The organism is Sphingorhabdus pulchriflava (assembly GCF_003367235.1).
GTDB classification, from domain to species: domain Bacteria; phylum Pseudomonadota; class Alphaproteobacteria; order Sphingomonadales; family Sphingomonadaceae; genus Sphingorhabdus_B; species Sphingorhabdus_B pulchriflava.
Genome location: NZ_QRGP01000001.1, coordinates 1,412,464 through 1,431,255 on the forward strand (window position 1 = coordinate 1,412,464; position 18,792 = coordinate 1,431,255).

Below are 18,792 nucleotides of genomic sequence, written 5' to 3' on the forward strand. Positions count from 1 at the left end.
CGCGAACGCTTGCCGATGTCGGCAAGCGGTGCTAGCAGTCTATACCACTGGCCAATGCCGTATCCGGCAAAGCCAGAAGAGCACCGGAAATCAATTGTTTCCGGTTATTTAACAGGTTGATGCTGCATGATGCATGAAATTTCCCCTTCCGCCGCGCCCATTGGGTTCGGTGTGTTGGCGGCAAATTACGCCCGCGCAAATAGCGCCCGCGGTGCCCATACAGCAGACGCAGTCGTATCCGGTTACCGTTCTGAGGCTGATGGAGCTTATCTTCACTCCCCGATGGTCGCCTTCAATCATACAAGAAAATTGAACCGCAATCATGCGCCCCATCGGCGCGATGTAGCGGTCTGGAGTTATAACAATGAAAACGCGCATGCTTATCGACGCGCGGCATCGGGAGGAGACCCGCGTTGCCGTCGTCACTGGGAACACGATCGAGGAGTTTGATTTTGAATCTGCCGAGCACAAACAGCTCAAAGGCAATATCTATCTAGCCAAGGTCACCCGCGTCGAACCATCGCTGCAGGCAGCCTTTGTCGACTATGGTGGCAACCGCCATGGGTTCTTGGCTTTCAGCGAAATCCACCCCGACTATTATCAGATCCCGAAAGAGGATCGTGAACGCCTGTTGGCTGAAGAAGCTGCGGCGGCTGCCGAAGAAGCCGCCCTGCGCGAGCAGGAAGAGGACGAAGAAGACGAACCCGGCAACATCATTCGCTCCGCTGCACATGACAGCGAAGACAGCGATTTCATCGAAGTCGAGAGCGATGACCGTATCGACACAATCGACATCTCTGAAGGTGAAGAACCCGATCTCGACGTCAATGGCGAAGAAATTGACGAGACATCCGAAGAGTCCGGCGATGGAGACGAGGATGGCGAAAGTCAGCAGCGTGGACGCAACAACCGCCGTCGTCGTGGACGTGGTGGACGCAGCAGCAGCTTAGCCAAAGCCAGTGACGAGGTACGCGCCAAGCGTATGAACCTGCGTCGCCGTTACAAGATTCAGGACGTCATCCATCGGCGTCAGGTATTGCTGGTTCAGGTCGTGAAGGAAGAGCGTGGCAATAAAGGCGCCGCGTTGACCACCTATCTCAGCCTCGCTGGCCGCTATTGCGTGCTTATGCCGAATACCAGCCATGGCGGTGGTATTAGTCGCAAGATCAACAGCGCAACCGACCGGAAGCGGCTCAAGTCGATCATGTCCGACCTGAAGCTGCCCGCAACCATGGGCTGCATCATCCGCACCGCCGGTCTTGCGCGCACCAAGCCCGAGATAAAGCGCGACTTTGATTATCTCGCACGGCTTTGGGACGAGATCCGCGAACGCACGCTAAAAGGTGCGGCACCAATGCTCATCCACACCGACAGCGACCTGATCAAACGTGCCATCCGCGATATCTACAACAAGGATATCGACGAGGTCATGGTCGAAGGTGCCGACGGGTACAAAGCAGCAAAAGATTTTATGAAACTGCTGATGCCGAGCCATGCAAAGCGCGTGCAGCATTATTCCGACCCGGTGTCGCTGTTCCAGCGCCACGGCGTGGAAGACCAGCTCAATGCCATGTACCAACCGGTCGTGCAGTTGAAGTCCGGCGGCTATATCGTCATCAACCCGACCGAAGCATTGGTTTCGATTGACATCAACTCTGGCCGTTCAACCAAAGAGCACGGCATCGAGCAGACCGCGCTTGCAACCAATTTGGAAGCTGCGCGCGAAATCGCCCGGCAGTTGCGCCTTCGGGATATGGCGGGCCTGATTGTCATCGACTTTATCGACATGGACCACCATTCGAACGCCCGAAAAGTCGAGCGTGCGATGAAAGAAGCACTAAAGAATGATCGCGCCCGCATTCAGGTTGGACGCATCTCGAGCTTTGGGCTGATGGAAATGAGCCGACAGCGTCTGCGCACCGGCGTGCTCGAAGCCTCCACTCGCGAATGTCCGCATTGCGAAGGCACAGGCTTGGTACGTACGGCATCATCCTCGGCCCTTTCGGCGCTTCGCCTCATCGAAGAAGAGGCCGCCCGCGGCCATGGCAGCCAGATCACGCTGCAGGCCAGCCAGGAAGCGACAATCTACATCCTCAACAACAAGCGTAGCGAGCTTGCCGAAATCGAGGATCGTTACCATGTTCGCGTCGAAGTTTTACCGAATGGTGAAGTTGAAGGCGCGAAGATGACCGTCACGGCATCGGGCCCGCGGCCCGAACGCCCAGCCATTCCGGCTCCAATCATCGACGCCGACGAAGACGAATATGAAGAAGATATTGTCGACGAAGAAATCGAAGAGGAATATGTGGAAACCCCGGCCCGGCGCGACGACAGCGAAGAGCGCAACAGCCGCAGGAAGCGTCGTCGGCGCGGACGGCGTGGCGGTCGCAATCGCGACCGTGAAACCGAGGGTGAAGAAACGGACGAATCTGAAGTTCGCACCGAAGGCGATGAACCTGTAGCGCAGGAAATAGTCGATAACGGCGAAGTATCCGAGAAGCCAAAACGCAGCCGTCGCGGCGGGCGTGGTGGCAAGGCCAGAGCCGAAACGTCAACCGATGATGGTGCAGTAGCAACCGAATCCGAAGCCGTGCAAGTCGATGCGCCGGCAGAAGAAGCACCTGCAAAGCCCAAAAGGCGGACGCGGGCTAAGGCGGAGCCAGTTGAGACTGCCGAGCTAGCGCCTGAAGCTGAAGTGCAAGCCAAAGCAGAAGCAGAAGCGCCGAAAAAGGCAGCGGCAAAACCGCGCAGCCGCAAAAAAGCAGCTGCAGCAACGCCAGAAACTGCGGTCGAAGCAGAAGCAGAAGCGGCAAGCGAAGCTCCGAAACCGAAATCGCGTGCCCGTAAATCAGCGGCAAAGACTGCTGAACCTGAAGGTGATTCGGTCTCAGCCGACGCAGGCCAGAATGAGGATGGTTCGCCGCGCAAGGGTTGGTGGCAACGCACCTTTGGTTGATGTGACAAACCCGGAGAACAGTTCGCCGATCCACCCGAAACGGGTGAGCCATTGGTGGCGTTCTCCGGGAGTCTTCAGCAGCGGTTCATCCCGCAAGCCCCAACGGGCGTCTATGGGCGCACTCAGTCGTTTCAAACATGTTGGACGTGCCTTCATTGGCGCATTGTTGGCGATCTCGCTGGTCGCGCAACCTGCCAATGCGCAATCGATATTGCGCGACGCAGAAACCGAAGCCTTTTTCGATGAAATCTCCGCTCCGCTGATTAGGGGCGCAGGGCTCGATCCAGCCAACGTCGATGTCGTCCTAATCAACGACCGATCAATCAATGCCTTCGTCGCTGGCGGTCAAACCGTTTATCTGCACAGCGGCCTCATCCAGGCAGCAAAAACCGCCAACGAAGTCCAAGGCGTAATCGCCCACGAATTGGGCCATATCGAGGGCGGGCACGTCATCCGCTACAGCGAAGGCTTTGAAAAGGCGGGGACGATATCAATCGCGAGCCTGATCTTGGCGGCAGCGGCCATCGCCGCTGGTGCCGGGGAAGCAGGCATGGGTATCATGGCCGCAGGTCAGCAGGCCGCTCTCGGCAAATTCCTCGCCTTTAGCCGTGTACAGGAAAGCGTCGCCGACGCTTCGGGCGCGCGCTATCTTTCAGCAGCCGGAATATCCGGACGTGGGTCGATCAACTTCTTCAAGACCCTGCAGAATTATGAATTCCGCCTCGGTATTGCGCAGACCGATAGTTATGATCGCACGCACCCTTTGTCGGGCGAGCGTATTTCGGTGTTGGAAGATACGTACAAGGCCGACCCGGCCTGGAACGCCCCGCTAAACCCAAAATGGGAAGCTGATTTCAAGCGCGTCAGGGCCAAGTTGCTTGGTTACATCGAAGATCCCAATTCGACGCTGCGTGACTATCCGGAAAGCGATTCAAGCATCGCAGGCCATTATGCACGGGCCTATGCGTGGCATAAAGCCGCATATCCGGACAAGGCACTTAAGGAGGCTAATACACTGGTCGCCAAAAATCCGAATGACCCCTATTTTCTTGAACTGCACGGCCAGATCCTGCTCGAATCAGGAAAGCCCGCAGAGGCGCTCTCGTCCCTGCGCAAGGCCGTCGATCTGACAGGAAACCAGCCTTTGATTGCCGCTGTTTTTGGCCATGCGCTGCTCGCGACCGAAGACCGTTCCAACTTGCAGGAAGCCGAAAAGGTACTGAAGGCGGCTGTATCCAAGGATAATAACAACCCCTTTGCCTGGTACCAATTGGGCGTTGTCTATCAGGCGCTGGGTGATGAGCCTCGGGCAGCCCTCGCCAGCGCAGAGCGCTATCTGATGGAAGGCGTGCCACAACTGGCCCTGCCCAATGCGGCGACAGCCATGGCCGGTCTGCCGGAATATTCGCACGACTGGATCAGGGCGCAGGACATTAAATTGGTGGCGGAAGCGCAAGTGCAGAAACTGGACAAACGCAGACGCTGATCCGCTACCAAATGGGATAGCCTGCAAGACGCAAAGTCGCTACGCCATCAACATGAACGATCAACAGACCAGCAACCGCCTTCCCCTGATTCTCGTCCTCGTTGGTGCCGCGATATTGGCCGCGGCAGGCTATTACTTCTTTGCAAACAACGAACCTGCGATACGCGGTGACAAGGCCATATACGCAGCGCAAGACGCTGAAAGGGCGATTTCAGCCGCAGGGGTCAGCGACAAGGAACGCGCCGCCACCGAAGCCATTGTGCGCGCCTATATCCTTGAAAACCCTGAGATCATTACCGAAGCAGTCGAAATCCTGCAAAAACGCGAGATGGCAAAGCGCATGGATGCGGCTGGCAGCACGGTTACAAAGGCGTTCCTGGGGGCAGTCGGCGGCAATCCCGAAGGCGCGATAACTGTGGTTGAATTTACCGACTATAATTGCGGTTTCTGCCGATCAAGCGTTGCGGATTTGAATCGCCTGGTCGGTAGCGAAAAGGATGTCCGGATCGTCTATCGCGAACTGCCCATACTTTCCCCGACAAGTCGCGACGCCGCGCGCTGGGCGCTGGCCGCCGCGAAACAGGGAAAGCATAAAGCGTTTCACGATGCCATGTTTGCCTCAGGCCCTGCCAACGAACAAACCATCACAGCTGCGGCACGCAAAGCAGGCTTAAACATGGATCAGGCCGCAAAGGATGCTGCCTCGCAGGAAGTGAACGCCGAAATCGAGCGTAATCTCGCCATGATGCAGCAGATCGGCTTCAACGGCACGCCGACTTTCATCATCGGAGACCAGATGCTCGAAGGAGCGTTGGGTTATGATGCGTTGAAAGCTGCTGTTGAAAAAGCCCGTAAAAAAGGCTGATCAACCCTTTTTCCCCTGCGCTACCACATACCATTCGACCGATCCTTTACGGCTTGCGGGTGGCTTGGCATGTTTGACTGTGGCGAAGTTGGCTTTCAAGATAGCAAGCAACTCCGGATCGGTGCCACCGGCAAAGACTTTGGCAACAAAATCGCCGCCTGGTTTTAGCACCTCGACTGCAAAATGCGCTGCAGCTTCGACCAGCCCCATGGTTCGCAAATGGTCGGTCTGTTTGTGCCCGACGGTATTGGCCGCCATGTCGGAAATCACAAGGTCGGGCACTTGCCCAAGTGCCTCGACCAATAAATCCGGAGCCCGGTCATCCATGAAATCCATTTCAAACAGAGTCACGCCTTCGATCGGATCGACCGGTAAAAGGTCAATGCCGGAAACTTTTGCAGAAGGCAGCCTACGCCGCACCACCTGCGCCCATCCACCCGGCGCAATGCCCAGATCGACAACCGCTTTCTTACCTTTAAGAAAATGGAATTTCTCGTCCAGTTCGATCAGCTTATAGGCTGCACGACTGCGAAAGCCCTCTGCTTGCGCACGTTTGACATAGGGATCGTTCAGTTGGCGCTCCAACCATCGCGCGGATTGCGGGCTACGCCGTTTCGAGGTTTTGACGCGTTCCTTACCCACGGCGCTACGCCCCGAACTGTTGCCGCCAAAGGTGAATTTCGCCATCGGTTACCGCCGTTTCCGGCGGCCGGCATCGCTCGCCATTAGCGCGCGCAATATACCTTCGCGAATACCGCGATCGGCAACGCCCAACCGTTCCCCAGGCCAGATGTCAAATATCGTTTCCAAGATAGCGCACCCAGCCACCACGAGATCGGCGCGTTCGTGACCGATGGTCGGAAATTCAGCGCGCCCTTTCGGCGTCCGGCTGGCTAGTGTCTGGCTGATTTCGCGCATGGCAGAAGTTGGCAGGTGCAGCCCGTCAATCTGCCGCCGGTCATAGCTGGGCAGGTTGAGGTAAACGCTCGCAAGCGTCGTTACCGTGCCGGATGTCCCCATCAGCCGATGGTCGCCCTGCCCCACGGGCAAGCGTGCGGCAAATTCGGCGAAGCTATCCCGAACTTTGTCGCGCATAGCAGCGTAGGTTTCCTGCAACGACTGCTCGTCATCGCCACGGTGCGCCTCACTTTCGGTCAGCGACACAACGCCCCAGGGGACGCTGGCCCAGTCCAAGATTTCAGGAACCACCCCGTCGGTCGATACCAGCACGAGTTCGGTCGAACCGCCACCAATGTCGAAAATCATCGCGGGCCCCTCCCCCTCCTCGAGCAGCGCATGGCATCCCATGACCGCGAGGCGGGCCTCTTCCTTGGGGCTGATGACATCCAACACGATGCCCGTTTCACGCTTCACGCGTTCGATAAATTCAACGCCGTTCAGCGCCTGACGGCACGCTTCGGTTGCGACCGAGCGGGCTAGGACGACATTGCGACGCTTGAGCTTGTCGGCGCAGACAGACAGCGCCTCAATCGCGCGGTCCATCGCCGCTTCGCTCATCTTGCCAGTGGAGTTGAGCCCTTCACCTAGCCGCACAACGCGCGAAAAGGCATCAACCACGGTAAAGCCGTCATTTGCGGCTCGCGCGATCAACAGGCGGCAGTTGTTGGTGCCCAGATCGAGTGCAGCATAAGCCGTCTTGCCCAGCCAGGGGCTGCGCGTATCGGACTTGGGCTGGGCGCTGGAGGTTTCGGGCTGTGGATCTAATGTTGCGGCATGTGCGCGTGCGTCATTCCCCTTGCGGGATGCGTCTTGCGTCTTTGCAGTCGGAGCGGTTTTGGATTTTTTCCGGCCCCTTTTCGCGGCCGTTTTTCCCCGTCCATCCAACTGCGACGATGGTGCGAATTCTTCGCCCATGGCCGTGCTCACTTCTTATTTTCTATCCGCAAACGGATGCTACCGCGCAGTACTTGACGAAGGAGATAACGGAGATTGCCCAAATATTCAAGTTTTTAGACGAAACCGACACAGCAGGGGTCAGTCTGCGATTGACAGGCCAAGGAACGCTGCCTAATTGCCCGCTCCACATTCCCCGGTCGTCTAACGGTAAGACTACGGACTCTGACTCCGTCTATTGAGGTTCGAATCCTTACCGGGGAACCATTTTTCCATATCGTTGCCTGTCGGAAAGCTGCTCGAAACTGAGGCGGCTGGGCCTTAGCGCTCTGAGAACCAAATCCCGAAATATCCCATGGGTGTGCTAGTACCCCCGCAGCTTTGGTCATAAGAAATCAATAGCCTAATGTGTCGAGGACAATGAAGCGATTGATGGAGTTATGGCTATGGTGGGTGGACGCTTTCTGATCGTTGCGATGGCAACTGCTACATATTTTGGCGCACCTTACGCGCCAGCACAGGCTGCGACAAAGAATGTCAAGGTATGCGGCCTCTATTCGACCGTCGAACTTGAATCCGGTGAAATCGCAGAAGCGACCGGTGCCGGGGCCAACAGCGTCAGCATGACGATTACCGGTCCCAAAGGCACATGGTGGTTCTATGAATCAAAAGGCACTGCAAAGATCGAACCAGCCGACACGCAGGTTTATGCCGACAAGACAAAAAAGATCTATCGGCGCGGCCACAATGCGTTGATTTACATGGTCGTGCCGACAAATGCGAGCACCCCAATAATCGCCTCTGCTTTCGGGCAAGATTTTGCCGGCAATCTACCTGAGAAACGCGCGATTTTAGGAACCGCTCAGGACGTGCAAGTCGCGCGCCGGATCATCCCCGGAGTGATGAAAAAATGCGACAAGCGATGGATGCCTGGCCAAGGGCTGAAATAGGCGAGCGCGTCTAGGCGCCAGTTTCCTCCCCTGCCCCATCATAGCGGATTTCCAGAAAACGACCGCGCGTTGCCAGCTTGTCGAGTTCGCCGCGGGCGATCTGACCGGTCATTGTTTCGATTTCGCGGTCGATCAGTTTCAACCCGTCGACAAGTTGCTGCTCGGGCGTCTTGCCGCCATTGTCCTGCCGCCTCAATGGTTCGGGGATGCGCTTATAGCCATTGATCAGTTCGGGCAGATGTTCGCCCACCAGCTTGCGCACTTCGCGCGAGGCAGGATCGGTTTCGGCCAGCGTTTGCAATTGAGGCGCCAGCGCATCGAGCCGCAAGCCGATATTTTGCACCAACGGGATGGCGGGTGCGGGGAGAGCCGGGCGTTGCACCTCCAGCCAGATTTCTGTCTTGCCCGCGAGCGTGCCCAGATCGGTTTGGCGCAGAGACTCTGTGGTTGGCATCGGCATTTCGGGATAGCGCATCAGCGCATAAACCGCTGCAGCGCCCAGCACGCCGGTAATCATCACCCCCCAAAAGCCTATGCCATCCAGGATTGCGCCGATGATACCGGCCCCAATCAGCAACACCCCGACCGCTACGCCCGTTCGCGCTAATTTGCCGAAGAAATGCGCCCTGCGCAGCGCCCGCGACTTTGTCCCGATGGGCGGCCCCATGCGGACCCGTTTCAACGAACGGCGCGCGCTTTCGAGTATTTCATCCGACTGGGTAGCAGGGCTTACCAAGTTTTACGCCTCCAGCGAGCTCAACAGGTTGGTTTCGGTCGCGCCCAATTTGGCCTGCGCTGCACCTTCTGCACGCGCGATATAACCCTTCGATTTTTCGACTTCCTTTTCAAGTGCTTCGGACGTCTGCTTCATGCTTTCCAGCGCCTTGACCTTGAAGGTATCGATCGCGTCCATCGTGTCGTAGATATTTTGGAACGCGCGGCTCAGCGTTTCGAGCGGAATGGTCGAAGCCGCTGCCTGTTCGTGGATGGCTGCCGTATTTTCGCGCAGCAGCTTGCCAGTGCTGTCGATGATATTGGCGGTCGTGGTGTTGAGGGCAGTAATCTGGCCGAGCACCAGACGCTGGTTGGTCATCGCCTGCGCAACCGTCACTGCCGTGCGCAAAGCACCGACAGTGGTGGTCGACGCCCGATCGACGCCCTTTACCAGTTCGACATTGTTCTTCTTGACCAGGTCCATCGCCAGATAGCCCTGCACCGTCACAGCCATTTGCGTCAGCAAATCCTGATGGCGCTGGCGGACGTAGAAGAGTGCGGTTTCTCGGATCGCCTTCGCCTTGGCTGGATCAGAAAGCTCCAGTTCAGCGGCCTTCTCCTCCAGCCGCCCGTCGAGCTGCTTCGATATCAGGATCATCTGCTCGAGCTTGCCCATCGCCTTCCACAGATTCTGCCGCTCAACGTCGATTGCAGCATTATCCATCAGTAACTCATCCTTGCCATTTGCAAGGCGGCCGAGGATCGAGCTGATATGGCCCTGCGCGCTCTGATAGCTGTCGAAATAGTTGCGCAGCTTGTTGCCCCAGGGGATGATGCCAAACAGCTTCTGCTTGGTCGTCAGGTTGCCGCGTTTAGACGGATCCAGATCTTCAACGGTACGACGCAGTTCGGCAAGGTCAGCACCGACGCCGGACGTTTCGTCCATCTGGCGGATCGGTCGATCGAGAAAGCGGTTCGATTGGCCGGCCGCCTCCATGATTTCCTTACGCCCCATATTGGTAAGCTGGTCAACGCGCTTGCCAAATTCCGGGCTGTTCACATCCTGCGCTAGCAGGTCGGCGATATAGCCTTCGACCTTTTCGGCGAGCTTTCCCTTTACCTCATCCTCAACCGGAACCAGCCCAACCGCCTTTTCGGCAGCGATCGGCGGCACCGGATCAGGCGGGGTGAGCTTCAGCTCGGTTTCGGTGGCAGTCAGGGTTTCATTGGTCGACATGGGGGTCGATCCTCCTCAGGCAATGATATCAGGGGATAAATGGAACGCAGTTATTGCGATTTCAAGCAAATCCGGTCTTTGGTGTGTTATTTTTTTAATACACCTGTTGAATCAGGGCTGGAGCGCCTTTTCGACAAGAGGCGCAAGGCCGTCGACGACCTTCGCCACACCTTGCGCGTTGGGGTGAATATTATCGGGCAACATCAGCTTGGGATCGGCAACCACACCGTCGAGGAAAAAGGGATAAAGCGGCGCGCCATATTGCTTCGCCAGCTTGGGAAAGATCGGGTTGAAAGCGTTCGCATAATCGGGCCCCAAATTGGGGGCTGCGAGCATCCCCGTAAGCACCACATCGATGTCGCGTTTCTTGAGTTCGTCGAGCATGGCCTTTAGGTTCGCCTCAGTTTCCTTGGGCTGAATACCGCGCAACATGTCGTTTCCGCCCAGCCCTAACACTACCAGATCAGGCTTCTTTTCCAGATTATCGAGCACAAAGGTCAGGCGTTGCTTGCCCGCTGCAGTGGTGTCTCCCGACACCCCAGCATTGTGCACGCGCGCTTTTATGCCGGCCTTTTCGAGCGCGACTTGAAGCTGCGGTGCGAGCCCTTCCGTCGGACCGAGACGATACCCCGCATACAGGCTGTCCCCAAAGGCAACGATAAGCTTGTCATATTGTATAGCTTCCGCCTTGGCAGGTGCATTTTGTGCTGTTTCTTCCTTGGGCACGGTTACGGGTGAAGACCCGCATGCAGCAAGGGCTTGGACAAGCAGTAAGGCCACACCATATAGGGCAAAATTCGTCTTCATAAGGAACTCTCCTTGTCCGCATCAAAATCTGACGCGCCCGATATGGCGATACGGGCGTCGAATGTCACCCTCACGCTTGGCGCCAGCGATGCGCCGGTTTCGATTTTGCGCGGAGTGGACCTTGAGGTGCCCTATGGCGTCAGCGTTGCACTGCTTGGGCCTTCGGGTTCTGGTAAGAGCTCCCTGATGGCGGTGTTGGCGGGGCTGGAGAGGGCCAGTGGTGGTTCAGTTGTGGTCGATGGCCTTAATTTTACTGAACTGGACGAGGATGAACTGGCGCGGGCACGACGCGGACGCATCGGCATTGTGTTGCAGGCTTTTCACCTGCTGCCCACAATGACTGCGCTGGAAAATGTCGCCGTGCCAATGGAGCTTGCCGGCATAGACGATCCTTTCGGACGTGCGGCCAAGGAATTGGAAGCGGTCGGCCTCGGTCACCGCCTCGCCCATTATCCCTCGCAGCTATCAGGCGGTGAACAGCAGCGCGTGGCGATCGCGCGGGCGATGGCCGCAGCTCCCAAGATCATCTTCGCCGATGAACCTACCGGCAATCTCGATGGCTCAACGGGCTCATCGATAATCGACCTGTTGTTTGAACGGCGGGCCGCGCTCGGAGCGACACTGCTGATCATCACCCATGATCCAGCCTTGGCCGCACGTTGTGATCGCGTAATCGCCATGCAGGATGGCCATGTGGTGGAGAGCGCCGCTTGAGCCTCTCGCTGGCCAGCCTATGGCGCATAGCCCGCCGCGACCTTTCAGCCCGCATCCGCGGATTACGTTTGCTAGCGGTTTGCCTTTTCCTCGGCGTTGCCACGCTGGCAGCCATTGGCAGCCTGACATCAAGCATCACCGAGGAGTTGTCACGCCGCGGCCAGACCATCCTTGGCGGCGATATCGAAATCGGCATCGCCCAGCGCGAAGCGAGTGAGGCTGAGTTGAAGGCCTTTGCGGCGGTCGGGACAGTCTCGGAAACGGTCCGCCTGCGCGCCATGGCGATCGGCCCGGAAGGCAGCGACAGCGTGCTTGCCGAGTTGAAATCCGTAGACAATGCCTATCCGCTTTATGGCAAGTTTCTGTTGCAAGGCGGTAAAGTCGCATCCGCACCGGCACGCGGTGAAATCTATATTGGCGAAGCCCTGGCCGATCGCTTCAACTTAGCGAATGGCGGCGCTGTCCGATTTGGCGAAGCCAGTTTCAAGGTAAGCGGGATCATCGCGGAGGAACCTGATCGACTTGGCGAGGGCTTCACATTGGGGCCTGTGGCAATCGTCGCGCCGGATTCGCTTGACGATACAAAGCTCATCCAGCCCGGCAGCATGTTCGAAAGCAAGTACCGCATCAAATTGCTGGCAAGCGCGGACCCGGAAGCGGTCGCCAAATCGCTCGAAAAGCAATTTCCATCTGCCGCTTGGGACATCACCGACCGTTCGAACGGTGCACCTGGCACACGTCGTTTCATCGAACGCATGGGGCAGTTTCTGACTCTCGTCGGCCTTGCTGCATTGGTGATTGCGGGCATCGGTGTGGGTAACGGCGTGGGCAGCTATCTGGAAAGCAAACGCCCGGGCATCGCCACGCTGAAGGTCACCGGCGCGGATAGCGGCATTATTTTCCGCATCTATATGCTTCAGATTTTCGCAGTGGCGATTGCGGCCATCGTTGTCGGGCTTGCGGTAGGCAGTGTCATGCCGATGGCGATAGGCTGGGTAGCAGGCGATATCCTGCCGGTTGCGCCCGGTTTCACCCTGCACCCCCTGCCTCTCATCATTAGCGCGATTTACGGTCTGCTGATTGCCTTCGCCTTCGCTCTCCCTCCCCTCGCCCGTGCCCGCACCGTGCCCGCCGCCGGATTGTACCGTTCGGTCGTCGAAGGCGCCAAACGCATCGACCGCCGTACAGCCATCTGGGTAACAGCTTGCATTGTAGCGATAGTGGCACTGGCGGTCGGAACCGCCCGCGAACCGATTTTCTCGTTGGGCTTCATTGGCGCGGCTTTCGCCTTACTGCTGCTGCTTGGGGCGATTGCCTGGGTAATGCGGGCGGTCGCGTTGCGCATACCCCGCCCCAAGGCCCCATTGCCGCGTTTGGCTCTTACCAACCTGCATCGCCCAGGATCGCACACACAGGCGCTGGTGATCGCGCTGGGGCTTGGCCTCACCCTGTTCGTTACGCTGGCGGCGATCCAGACCAGCATCAACAACGAAATCCAGAACAGCGTCCCCGAACGCGCCCCGAGCTTTTTCGCGCTCGATATCCCGCGCGAGCGGACGGAAGAATTCTCGGCGATGGTCCGCAAGGAAGCGCCTGATGCCGAAATCAACCTCATCCCCTCCTTGCGCGGTACCATCGTCGAATTCGGCGAGCAGCGTGTCGATCAACTTGAAGAACTTCCCGAAGGCGCTTGGGTGCTCAACGGCGACCGGGGCCTGACTTACAGTCCCATTGTTCCAGAAGGCAGCGAGGTTATCGCGGGCGAATGGTGGCCAGCTGACTATAAAGGTCCAGCTTTGGTGTCGCTCGACGTGCGCGTGGCGGAGTCACTCAACGTCGGCGTTGGCGACAGCTTAACCGTCAGCGTCCTCGGCGTCGAAATCCCCACCAAAATCGCATCGTTACGCGAAGTGAAGTGGGAGAATTTCGGGCTCAACTATGCGCTGGTTTTCTCACCCGGCACCTTCGATGCCGCGCCGCATAGCATGGTCGCGACACTGACGGTTCCGGCCAAGGCCGAACGCGCACTGGCCAAATCGATACCACCCGCCTTCCCGTCTTCCTCGTTGATCGAGGTCGGAGAAGTTGTGAGCCAGGTAACGGTCTTATTGCAGCAAATGGCGCAGGCGATCGCGGCCGCAGCTTCCATCGCCATTCTTGCCGGCATTGCCGTGCTCGTCGGCGCAATTGCTGCAGCCCGGCAGAGCCGCGTTTACGACAGCGTCATCATGAAGCTGCTCGGTGCGACGCGGCGGCAGATATTGGGTGCGCAGGCGCTGGAATATGCGATTCTCGCTGTCGTGCTCGGTCTTGTCGCGCTGGCGCTTGGGCTGGGTGCGGGCTGGTATGTGATTGTGCAAATCTTCGATTTCACCTTCGCCCCGGACCCTGCGACGCTGGCGTGGACGCTGATCGGCGGCGCCGGACTTACCTTTGCGCTGGGTATGCTAGGCTCCTTGCCAATATTGGCCGCACGTCCCGCCGAAGCGCTCAGGAACCTCTAGCCAAGCGCGCCGCCAGCGGTGCAGACAGCAGCAATTGCGCCATATGATAGATGATGGCGGGCAGCACGATCAGCCCAGCTGAAGCACCAAACAGGATCGCGGCCATCGGCGCCCCGGTCGCAATGCTCTTTTGCGCACCGGCGAAAACAAGGCTGACACGATCCGCGCGATCCAGCCCTAACACGCCTCCGAAAAACCACGCCCCTGCAAAGGCAAAAGCCAGCAGCACGCCAAGCAATGCGCATAGCGCGGCCATTGTCCCCAAATCGAGCGCAGACAGGCTGCCCGAATTCACAGCCCCGGCGAAGGCAACATAGACCGCGATCAGGATCACCAGTCTGTCAAAGAACGACAGCATCGCCTTTTGTCGATGTGCCCAACCGCCGAGCCAGCCCTGCGCTATCTGGCCAAGGGCAAAGGGCAATAGCAACATGGTTGCGATGCGGATGATCGTATCGCTTCCAATTGTCACGCCGGATGCTGCTCCCAGCACCAGAGCGACCAGCGCCGGTGTCAAAATAATACCCGAAAGGTTAGATAGCGCCGCGCCTACCACCGACGCTGCCACATTGCCGCCACCCATAGAGCTGTAACTGATCGCCGACTGCACCGTTGATGGCAGCATCGCACAATACACCAATCCCGTCGCCAAAGCAGCAGGCAGCATCCACCCTGCTCCCTTCGCGAGCGCCAACCCGGCCAGCGGCAGGACAACAAAACTGAAGGACAGCATCGCCCCCTGTACTTTCCAGCTACGGGCCGCCTTGACCACTTCGTGACGCGGCAGCCGCAATCCGTGAAGGAAAAACAGCGCGAATATACTGACGAAACTAACATCTTGCGCAATCGCCAACCCCCGCCCCGACACTGGCAGCAGCCAGCCAAGCAGCACCGCGGCCAGAAGCAGGAGCACAAAGCGGTCGGGGATCAGGCGTGAAATCATGGCGATGCGCATAGCAATCCTTGCCGCAGTGCACAAACTAAGCTAAGGGCCCGCGCAATTGACGGTGCCTGTGCACCGCACTCCCAAAAGGCTAGATAAATGTCCCTGCGTAATATCGCCATCATCGCGCACGTCGATCATGGCAAAACCACCCTCGTTGACCAGCTTTTCCGCCAGTCGGGCACCTTTCGCGACAACCAGCGCGTCGAAGAGCGGGCGATGGATTCGAACGATCTGGAAAAGGAACGCGGGATCACGATTCTGGCGAAATGCACCAGCGTCGAATGGGAAGGCACGCGGATCAATATTGTTGATACGCCGGGCCACGCCGACTTTGGTGGCGAAGTAGAGCGTATCCTGAGCATGGTCGACGGTGTCATCCTGCTGGTCGATTCGTCCGAAGGCGCGATGCCGCAGACCAAGTTCGTCACCGGCAAAGCGCTCGCATTGGGCCTGCGCCCGATCGTCGTGGTCAACAAGGTCGATCGCCCTGATGAACGTATCCAGGAAGTGCTCGACGAAGTGTTCGACCTGTTCGTGTCGCTCGATGCAACTGACGAGCAGCTCGACTTCCCCGTGCTCTATGCCTCGGGCCGCAACGGTTATGCGTCGGAAGACCCAGCCCGCCGCGAAGGCACGCTGACGCCGATGTTCGAAACGATCGTCCGCCATGTTCCTGAACCCAAGGCTGATGCCGATGGCGAGTTTAAAATGCTCGTCACTCTGCTCGATCGTGACAATTTCCTCGGCCGTATCCTGACCGGCTTGGTGCTGTCGGGCACCGTCAAGGTGAACCAGCAGATCCACGCACTGTCTCCTGACGGCAAGGTCGTTGAAACCGGGCGCGCTTCTAAAATCATGTCGTTCCGCGGGCTCGAACGCGTTCCTGTTGATGAAGCCAAGGCAGGCGACATCATCTCGATCGCCGGTCTGACCACCGCGACCGTGGCCGATACGATTGCCGAACCCAGCGTGACCGAACCGCTGCATGCGCAGCCGATCGATCCGCCGACGCTTTCGATGCGCTTTTCAGTGAATGACAGCCCCATGGCGGGCCGTGAAGGCACCAAGGTGACGAGCCGCATGATCCGCGACCGCCTGTTGCGCGAAGCCGAGAGCAACGTCGCTATTCGCGTCACCGAATCCGAAGACCGCGACAGCTTTGAAGTTGCCGGTCGTGGCGAATTGCAGCTCGGCGTTCTTATTGAAACAATGCGCCGCGAAGGTTTCGAACTCGGCATCAGCCGGCCGCGCGTGCTTTATCGCGAAGACGAGGCCGGCAACCGCACCGAACCTTATGAAACCGTCGTCATCGACGTTGACGATGAACATTCGGGCACCGTTGTCGAGAAAATGGCCGTCCGCAAAGGCGAAATGACAGACATGCGCCCCTCGGGCGGTGGCAAGACGCGTATCACCTTCAGCGCCCCCTCTCGGGGTCTGATTGGTTATCATGGTGAATTCCTGTCCGACACGCGCGGCACTGGCATCATGAACCGCCTGTTCGAAAAATATGGCCCCTATCGCGGCCCGATCGAAGGCCGCAAAAATGGCGTTCTGATTTCGAACGGCAATGGCGAGGCCGTCGCTTACGCCCTCGGCCCCTTGGAAGAGCGCGGCATCCTGTTCGTCTCGCCCGGTGAGGCGCTGTATGAAGGCATGATCATCGGTGAAAATGCGAAGCCCGATGACCTTGAAGTCAACCCGATGAAGTCGAAGCAGCTGACCAACTTCCGTTCGACCGGCAAAGACGATGCCATCCGCCTGACCCCGCCCAAGGTGATGACGCTGGAACAGGCCATCGCCTATATCGACGATGACGAAATGGTCGAGGTAACGCCGAAGAATATCCGCATCCGCAAGGCCCTGCTCGACCCGCATGAGCGCAAGAAGGCAAGCCGGAAGAAAGAGGCGGCCTGACGGCCAATAGATTGACAAATAACATATCCGCGACGGCCCCTAGGACCGCCGCGGATTTTTCTTGATAGCTAATGGGCTTGCCAAAGAGGTTTGGGCCCCAAGCTCTGGCCGTTCAGCGGAATTGTCGACGAGACAAATCAATCACCATCAGGACCAACAGGCACGCGCCGCCGCTGCCACCCAAAACCGCCACCGGGAGTGGATCGGGCAACAGCATGGCGCGCTGCGGTAATACCCAAGGGAACCAGTTGGCTTCCTCGGTTCGAGTCATAGCTACGGCCAAAGTAACCAGCGTACCAGCGATCCCGACGCTCAATGGCACAACAAAACTCCCGAATCGAAGTGCGACCCATGTTTGAATCACCACCAGCATAGTGGAACTTGCCAGCAACCAGCCCACCCGTTCTGATATGCTGGCCCACGGAAACGGCCCGACAGGCGCATAACCGCCTAACGCACCGCCCATCGCCGCACCGGCCCAAGCGTAGACCAATACAAGAATAGTCATCGCCAAATTGGCAGCTAGAATAACAACCGTCTTTGCCGTGAATATTCGCCAACGCGGGACTGGCAGTGCGAGGATGTGATCCCAGCCGCGCGTGCGATATTCGATCTGGCCGACCAAAGTCGTGAATGCCGCGATGACCATAGGCAGCAGAAACAACGCCCAAAGCGGCAGAACAAATTCCCCAAGAACAGACGCCCATCTCGGCGAACTTTTTGCGTTCAGCAACGACAGGAACGCCAAAAACCCCGGCAAGGCTGGCGCAAGCAGAGCCAGTGCCAACGCAAGCGAGCCCTTCAGTTTTTGCAGTTCAACAAAAATCATGCGAATCATGCCGCTTGCCTTTCACCGGCTGGATGTCGGGCAATGGCATTGCGATAGACGTCTTCGAGCGTTCGTTCTTCAGGCGCAATCGCCGCAACTTGAAGTCCCGCTTCGATCAAAGCGCGGTTGGCAGCCGATGCCTGCTGACTAGGTGAACAACTGTCCGAACAATATAGACGCAGGATCGAGTTAGCGTCCTGCTCGACAGTCATGCCTTTTGCCTCCAGCACGGCTTTGGCAAGAACAGCGTCGTCAACGGTTATTGCTACAATCTGGTCAGTCCCAAGCAGCGACCGTACATCATTCTGAATGATGAGTCGGCCATTGAGCATCAATCCGGCATGATGCGCGATCTGTTGAACCTCGGCGAGCATATGGCTCGACACAAATACCGTCCCGCCAATCTGTCCAGGCAGCTGTCGAATTAACTCCCGCATTGCGACGATTCCGTCAGGATCGAGTCCGTTGGTGGGCTCGTCAAGCAACAACAGACGCGGGCTTCCGAGCAATGCGCGGGCCAGCGCCAGCCTTTGCTTCATCCCCAACGAAAAGGTGCCAACACGGGCCTTTGCATCGGCGCGCAATTCGACAATTTCCAAAACGCGATCGACATCAGCCAAGGGAATTTCAAGAAGATGGCAGGTAATCTGAAGATTGGAACGGGCATCCAGATGCTCGTAAAGCGAGGTGCTTTCAACAAATGCGCCAACGTGCGCTAGCGCCATCCTGCTGTGCCGTCTCAAATCATGGCCATTTAGGTGAATGGTGCCGCCATCTGGCTTCAGCAAACCTAGCAACAGCCGCATAGTGGTGGTTTTCCCTGACCCGTTGGGACCTAGAAACCCGTACACACAACCCTGCGGGACGTTCAGCGATACATCTTCCACAACCATGCAGGCACCGTAGCGCTTGCATAAGGCGCGGGTTTCGATTGCCAACATGCGAAAAACCCTTTCATATTATTTAACTCTAAGTTAAAGTATCTGGGCTCTAAAAATTTAAGTCAAGGTTAA

General features: G+C 57.8%; 15 protein-coding genes and 1 tRNA gene. 8 read left to right on the forward strand and 8 right to left on the reverse strand.

The genetic code is table 11. From position 1 onward, the window contains the following. The first annotated feature begins 364 nt into the window (after positions 1-364). The 3 genes from DXH95_RS07045 (at position 365) to DXH95_RS07055 (ending at position 5,307) form a co-directional block, all read left to right on the forward strand. Positions 365-2,956 carry an Rne/Rng family ribonuclease gene (locus DXH95_RS07045; RefSeq protein ID WP_115548672.1) on the forward strand — a complete coding sequence of 864 codons (2,592 nt, stop codon included), beginning with the start codon at positions 365-367 and terminating at the stop codon, positions 2,954-2,956. 112 nt (positions 2,957-3,068) lie between these two features. After that, positions 3,069-4,442, forward strand: a complete 1,374-nt coding sequence (locus DXH95_RS07050) for a M48 family metalloprotease (protein WP_115548673.1) — start codon at positions 3,069-3,071, stop codon at positions 4,440-4,442. A gap of 52 nt (positions 4,443-4,494) precedes the next feature. After that, positions 4,495-5,307: a DsbA family protein gene (locus tag DXH95_RS07055; protein WP_115548674.1), complete on the forward strand. Its 813-nt coding sequence runs from the start codon at positions 4,495-4,497 to the stop codon at positions 5,305-5,307. On the opposite strand, the gene DXH95_RS07060 is transcribed toward DXH95_RS07055, so the two are convergent. Next, complete coding sequence (locus tag DXH95_RS07060; protein ID WP_115548675.1) at positions 5,308-5,994, reverse strand: RlmE family RNA methyltransferase; 687 nt, start codon at positions 5,992-5,994, stop codon at positions 5,308-5,310. Between the two features lie 3 nt (positions 5,995-5,997). After that, positions 5,998-7,182 carry a Ppx/GppA phosphatase family protein gene (locus tag DXH95_RS07065; RefSeq protein ID WP_115548676.1) on the reverse strand — a complete coding sequence of 395 codons (1,185 nt, stop codon included), beginning with the start codon at positions 7,180-7,182 and terminating at the stop codon, positions 5,998-6,000. Positions 7,183-7,354: 172 nt separating this feature from the next. Here DXH95_RS07065 and DXH95_RS07070 point away from each other — a divergent pair. Both DXH95_RS07070 and DXH95_RS07075 read left to right on the forward strand, forming a co-directional pair. Continuing rightward, positions 7,355-7,428, forward strand: a tRNA-Gln gene (locus tag DXH95_RS07070). A 179-nt stretch (positions 7,429-7,607) separates the two neighbouring features. After that, positions 7,608-8,111 (forward strand): hypothetical protein, encoded by a 504-nt coding sequence (locus DXH95_RS07075; protein ID WP_147291697.1) that lies wholly within the window; start codon positions 7,608-7,610, stop codon positions 8,109-8,111. 10 nt (positions 8,112-8,121) lie between these two features. On the opposite strand, the gene DXH95_RS07080 is transcribed toward DXH95_RS07075, so the two are convergent. From DXH95_RS07080 to DXH95_RS07090, 3 genes are all read right to left on the reverse strand, one after another. Further along, the gene (locus tag DXH95_RS07080; RefSeq protein WP_115548678.1) at positions 8,122-8,847 is read right to left on the reverse strand and encodes a hypothetical protein; all 726 of its coding nucleotides are present in this window, start codon (positions 8,845-8,847) and stop codon (positions 8,122-8,124) included. Positions 8,848-8,850: 3 nt separating this feature from the next. Further along, the gene (locus tag DXH95_RS07085; protein WP_115548679.1) at positions 8,851-10,062 is read right to left on the reverse strand and encodes a toxic anion resistance protein; all 1,212 of its coding nucleotides are present in this window, start codon (positions 10,060-10,062) and stop codon (positions 8,851-8,853) included. Between the two features lie 111 nt (positions 10,063-10,173). Beyond that, entirely contained in the window at positions 10,174-10,869 is a 696-nt protein-coding gene (locus tag DXH95_RS07090) for an arylesterase (protein ID WP_115548680.1), read from the reverse strand. A 42-nt stretch (positions 10,870-10,911) separates the two neighbouring features. On the opposite strand from DXH95_RS07090, the gene DXH95_RS07095 reads away from it, so the two are divergent. Continuing rightward, complete coding sequence (locus DXH95_RS07095) at positions 10,912-11,583, forward strand: ABC transporter ATP-binding protein (protein WP_115548681.1); 672 nt, start codon at positions 10,912-10,914, stop codon at positions 11,581-11,583. After that, a complete protein-coding gene (locus tag DXH95_RS07100; RefSeq protein ID WP_115548682.1) occupies positions 11,580-14,087 on the forward strand; it encodes an ABC transporter permease in 2,508 nt (835 codons plus the stop codon). The genes DXH95_RS07095 and DXH95_RS07100 overlap by 4 nt, the downstream gene beginning before the upstream one ends. Here the strand turns inward: DXH95_RS07100 and DXH95_RS07105 are convergent. Next, positions 14,074-15,042, reverse strand: a complete 969-nt coding sequence (locus DXH95_RS07105) for a bile acid:sodium symporter family protein (RefSeq protein ID WP_239016569.1) — start codon at positions 15,040-15,042, stop codon at positions 14,074-14,076. The genes DXH95_RS07100 and DXH95_RS07105 overlap by 14 nt on opposite strands. A gap of 87 nt (positions 15,043-15,129) precedes the next feature. Between DXH95_RS07105 and typA the strand changes: the two genes are divergently transcribed. After that, positions 15,130-16,950 carry a translational GTPase TypA gene (typA, locus tag DXH95_RS07110; RefSeq protein WP_115548683.1) on the forward strand — a complete coding sequence of 607 codons (1,821 nt, stop codon included), beginning with the start codon at positions 15,130-15,132 and terminating at the stop codon, positions 16,948-16,950. 112 nt (positions 16,951-17,062) lie between these two features. On the opposite strand, the gene DXH95_RS07115 is transcribed toward typA, so the two are convergent. Continuing rightward, entirely contained in the window at positions 17,063-17,788 is a 726-nt protein-coding gene (locus tag DXH95_RS07115) for an ABC transporter permease (protein WP_115548684.1), read from the reverse strand. Beyond that, positions 17,785-18,720, reverse strand: coding sequence for an ATP-binding cassette domain-containing protein (locus DXH95_RS07120; protein ID WP_115548685.1), 936 nt, complete (start codon positions 18,718-18,720; stop codon positions 17,785-17,787). Before DXH95_RS07120 ends, DXH95_RS07115 begins: the two co-directional genes overlap by 4 nt. Positions 18,721-18,792 lie beyond the last annotated feature (72 nt).